The organism is Pseudomonas sp., assembly GCF_050739995.1.
Classification (GTDB): domain Bacteria; phylum Pseudomonadota; class Gammaproteobacteria; order Pseudomonadales; family Pseudomonadaceae; genus Aquipseudomonas.
This window is the reverse complement of record NZ_JBOICG010000767.1, coordinates 1-3451: the sequence shown is the minus strand read 5'-3', so window position 1 is coordinate 3451 and position 3451 is coordinate 1. Positions and strand designations below refer to the sequence as shown.

5 protein-coding genes are annotated in these 3451 nt (G+C 64.3%); 2 read left to right on the top strand and 3 right to left on the bottom strand.

The genetic code is table 11. The features are described from left to right. The first annotated feature begins 60 nt into the window (after positions 1-60). Positions 61-672: a prepilin-type N-terminal cleavage/methylation domain-containing protein gene (locus ACRESD_RS26065; protein ID WP_431753536.1), complete on the top strand. Its 612-nt coding sequence runs from the start codon at positions 61-63 to the stop codon at positions 670-672. Positions 673-695: 23 nt separating this feature from the next. On the opposite strand, the gene ACRESD_RS26060 is transcribed toward ACRESD_RS26065, so the two are convergent. From ACRESD_RS26060 to ACRESD_RS26050, 3 genes are read right to left on the bottom strand one after another with little or no spacing between them, the layout of a single operon-like run. Further along, a complete protein-coding gene (locus tag ACRESD_RS26060; protein ID WP_431753535.1) occupies positions 696-1631 on the bottom strand; it encodes a FecR family protein in 936 nt (311 codons plus the stop codon). Between the two features lie 36 nt (positions 1632-1667). After that, complete coding sequence (locus ACRESD_RS26055) at positions 1668-2213, bottom strand: RNA polymerase sigma factor (protein ID WP_431753534.1); 546 nt, start codon at positions 2211-2213, stop codon at positions 1668-1670. Continuing rightward, the gene (locus ACRESD_RS26050) at positions 2210-2854 is read right to left on the bottom strand and encodes a secretin and TonB N-terminal domain-containing protein (protein ID WP_431753537.1); all 645 of its coding nucleotides are present in this window, start codon (positions 2852-2854) and stop codon (positions 2210-2212) included. Before ACRESD_RS26050 ends, ACRESD_RS26055 begins: the two co-directional genes overlap by 4 nt. A gap of 217 nt (positions 2855-3071) precedes the next feature. On the opposite strand from ACRESD_RS26050, the gene ACRESD_RS26045 reads away from it, so the two are divergent. Further along, positions 3072-3383 (top strand): hypothetical protein, encoded by a 312-nt coding sequence (locus tag ACRESD_RS26045; protein ID WP_431753533.1) that lies wholly within the window; start codon positions 3072-3074, stop codon positions 3381-3383. The last annotated feature ends 68 nt before the right edge of the window (positions 3384-3451 follow it).

Here is a 3451-nt window from a genome sequence, read left to right as displayed (position 1 = left end):
TGCGCCACCCAGCGCGGGGCAAGCCCGCTCACTACATGACCTGCACAGCGAGAGGATGAAATGAATCAATCCCAGCAAGGCTTTACGCTGATCGAGGTGATGGTGGCGATCATGCTGATGGCCGTGGTCAGTCTCATCGCCTGGCGCGGCCTCGACAGCGTCACCCGCGCCGACCAGCACTTGCAAGCCAGCACCGAGCAGACCGAAGCCCTGCTGCGCGCCGTGAACCAACTGCAACGCGACCTCAGCCTGCGTGCCAGCGTCGAACTGAGCGCACCGGGCAACACGGAAGACGACACCGCCAAACCCGCCGGGTTGGCGGCAGTGAGCGTGCGCAGCTCCGACAGCAAAGGCTTTCGCCTGGACATCATCCGCAGCGCTCCGGCTGCCGGGGATGGCCTGCTACGGGTGCGCTGGTGGCTCAAGGGCGACGCGCTTTATCGAGCCGCCGCCCCCGCGCGCGACCGCTTCCCGCTGCCAGCGCCGAAGGACGGCGTAGCGGTGTTGACGGGAGTCAGTGATTTGCAGGTGCGGGTATGGGAGATGGACAAGGGCTGGCGCCAACTGAGTGGCAATCGGCGGGAAGATCCGCAAGGGTTGGAATTCAGCCTGGTCAGGCAGACGCCACAAGGCGTGGAACGGTATCGCCAGGTGGTGGGGCCATTGTGGTGAGGTAAACGTTCAACTGCCCCACCTCAACTCAACAACACCACCCCACCCGGCAACTCCGTGCACTTGGCCCCATACGCATCGCGTATCAACAGCGCCACCCCGGCCAACTGCTGCAGACTGAACCGTGCCTGCACGCGCCGTTGCCCCAGTTTCTTGTTGAGCAACACCAGCATCCCTGGTCGATAGCGATTGATCTCGTCCACCACCGTGGTCAGGGTCGCGTTGTTGAACACCAGCACCTGCTCGCGCCAGGCCACCACCGCCTGAGCGTCCACCGCCACCGGTTCGCCGATGCCGTCGGGGCCATAGGTCAGTTGTTTGCCGCTGGCCAGGCTGACACTGTTGCCGGCAACATCCACCGACAGGGAGCCGTCGATGCAAGTCACGCACACGCTATGGTCGGTGTGGCGCACGTTGAAGCGGGCCTGGGCCGCGCTGACCCAGCCCTGCCCGGCCTGAACCTTGAGCGGTTGTGCGAGGAGGGCAAGATCGGTGAGCACTTCGACTTCGCCCTCAAGCAGTTCAATGCCTTGCCCCACGCGACTGATGCGGGTCTGGGTATTAAGCTCCAGGCTCACGCCGTCACTCAGTTGCACTTGGCGCTGCTCGCCGACGGCGGTGCGGTAGTCGGCGGTCAGCCCGGCAAAGCCACCCGGCACACCGACGCGCACCATCACCACCGCTGCCGAGGCCGCCAGCGCGCCTCCGAGGAAGGCACGACGGCCAAAATGACGCGGGCGTTCCAGTTGCTCGGTGGCTGCGCCCAATTGTTGCCAGAGCACCTTGGCCTGTTCGAACGCCTGGGCATGCTCGGGGCTCTGGGCGCACCAAGTGCGCAAGGCTTTGGCGTCGGCCACGGTGGCGCGGCCCGAGGTCAGCAGCACCAGCCAGTCGCGCGCTTCGTCGTGCATGGGGTTGGCGGGTTTGTCCCGGGCGGCGGAGAGGTTAAAGATGTTCAAGCGCGCAAATACTCACGGTTTATCAGGGACTCGCTACTAAGACGGTTTGCCGGCCCCGGGACCGAACCGCTGAATCACTTTTCTTTCGAGGCGCTTGGCGCAGTGCCCCAGGGCGGCCTTGATTTCCTTCTCGACCATGCGTGTGGAAATACCGAAACGCTGGGAGATTTCCAGGTGCGGCGCTTCTTCCAGTCGAGCGGCGATGAGAATTTTGCGACGGCGTGCCGGCAGTTCGTAGAGCGCCTTGACCAAGGACTGGATTTCCCGCTGGCCACCCACCACCCGCGATGGGTCCTGGGCTTCGTCGGTGGTTTGCAGCAGTTCTTCGACCTCGCTGCCAGTGAGCAGGCGGGCATCGGCCTGGCGTCGGTCAGCGGCAATGTTCAGTGCCATGCGGTACAGGTAGGCATTGGGTTGCTGCAGGTTCGGCGGCACTTCCATGCGGTCGACCCGCAGGAAGGTTTCATGCAACACGTCGTTGGCCAGGTCTTCCGACCCCAAGCGCTTGCGCAGGCGCACCTTGAAATCCTCGTAGGACGCCAGGAACAAGCTGACCATCGTGCTGTGCCCGGTATTCTTCATGCGCCCGAGGCTCCTTTCCCTGCTGTGCATTCCATGCGCTTTCCTGTGGTGTCGGGCATCAAAAGCAAGGTCACCGGCTGGCGCAGCGAACTCGGCGCGGGACGTTCGACCCGTGCCGCGCCAAGGCTGCGCACCAGCGCCTCATCGCGTTGTTCATCGCCGGTGGAGCTGACCAACCGGCTGTGTTCGATCAAGCCGTCGGGGCTGACCCATACCTGTACCAGCGCACGAAAACTACCGGGACGGGTCAGCGGCGAGCGGCACAAGCTGGCTTCTATCGCCTGCTGCAACGCCGTGGCGTAACTGTTGTTGACTCGCGCGGCATTGCGCGCCGACGCCCCACGGGCCGAAGGCACCTGTTCGGCCTGGGGCACCTGCAAGGTAAACGCATCCTCACGGGCATAACGCGCCATCAGCCCACTCCCCGTCAGTAGCACCGCCAACGCCTCTTGCGCAGTAAAACGCCCGCGCACAGCAATGGAGCGCCGGCCCCGTGCCAGTTCACGGTCGACCAGCACGGCCATGCCGGTGGCGCGGCTGTAGGCGTGTAGTGCGTGTTCCAGATCTTGCGCCGGCAGGTCCAGCATCAGCTCTGGGGGTTGGGCCTGGGCAGGCTCGAACCCACTGAGCAGCAACAGCAAGACCAGGGCGCCGACAGCCCGCCTCCAGCCCTTCTGTTCACCCCCCGCTCTGCATCGCTGCACGGCCGACGTGTCCTTGAAAACCGTCATCCTGAGGCTCGTTTATGAACCTGATGTTACGGTGATAGCAAAAAAAACATCACGGTGACGCCGATCCCGCTGCACTACACTTTGCCGGGTTGACGGCCCCTCTTCGCGGGCCCGCCAGGAGGCCCCGATGAAGCGTTTCCCCACCCTCGCCAGCCTGCTGCTGTGCGCCACCCTGCCACTGATCGCCCACGCCGAAACCGCTGCCACGGGCTGCACCGAAGTCACGGTGGATGGCTATAAAGCGCCCAACTATGGCTGCCTGAGCCAACAGATGGGCAACGACCCGGACGCGTCCAAGGCGGCGCAAAAAAATCGTGAGGCGCAGAACGTGCCGGTGCAGAAACGGCCGCCGAATCAGGTGGGTTTATCCACGCCGGCGGCGACCAGTGTTCGCATGGGCAATACGTTTGGGACGTCGGTGAAGCCGCAACGACCTTGAGAGGCACCGATGTGCATGTAGTGAGCGGGCTTGTCCCGCGCTGGGTGGCGGAGCCACCCCAACAGGGG

Coding starts and splice junctions, on each gene's coding strand:
- ACRESD_RS26055 (WP_431753534.1), bottom strand. CDS start 2,213: ATGAAGAATACCGGGCACAGCACGATGGTCAGCTTGTTCCTGGCGTCC.
- ACRESD_RS26065 (WP_431753536.1), top strand. CDS start 61: ATGAATCAATCCCAGCAAGGCTTTACGCTGATCGAGGTGATGGTGGCG.
- ACRESD_RS26045 (WP_431753533.1), top strand. CDS start 3,072: ATGAAGCGTTTCCCCACCCTCGCCAGCCTGCTGCTGTGCGCCACCCTG.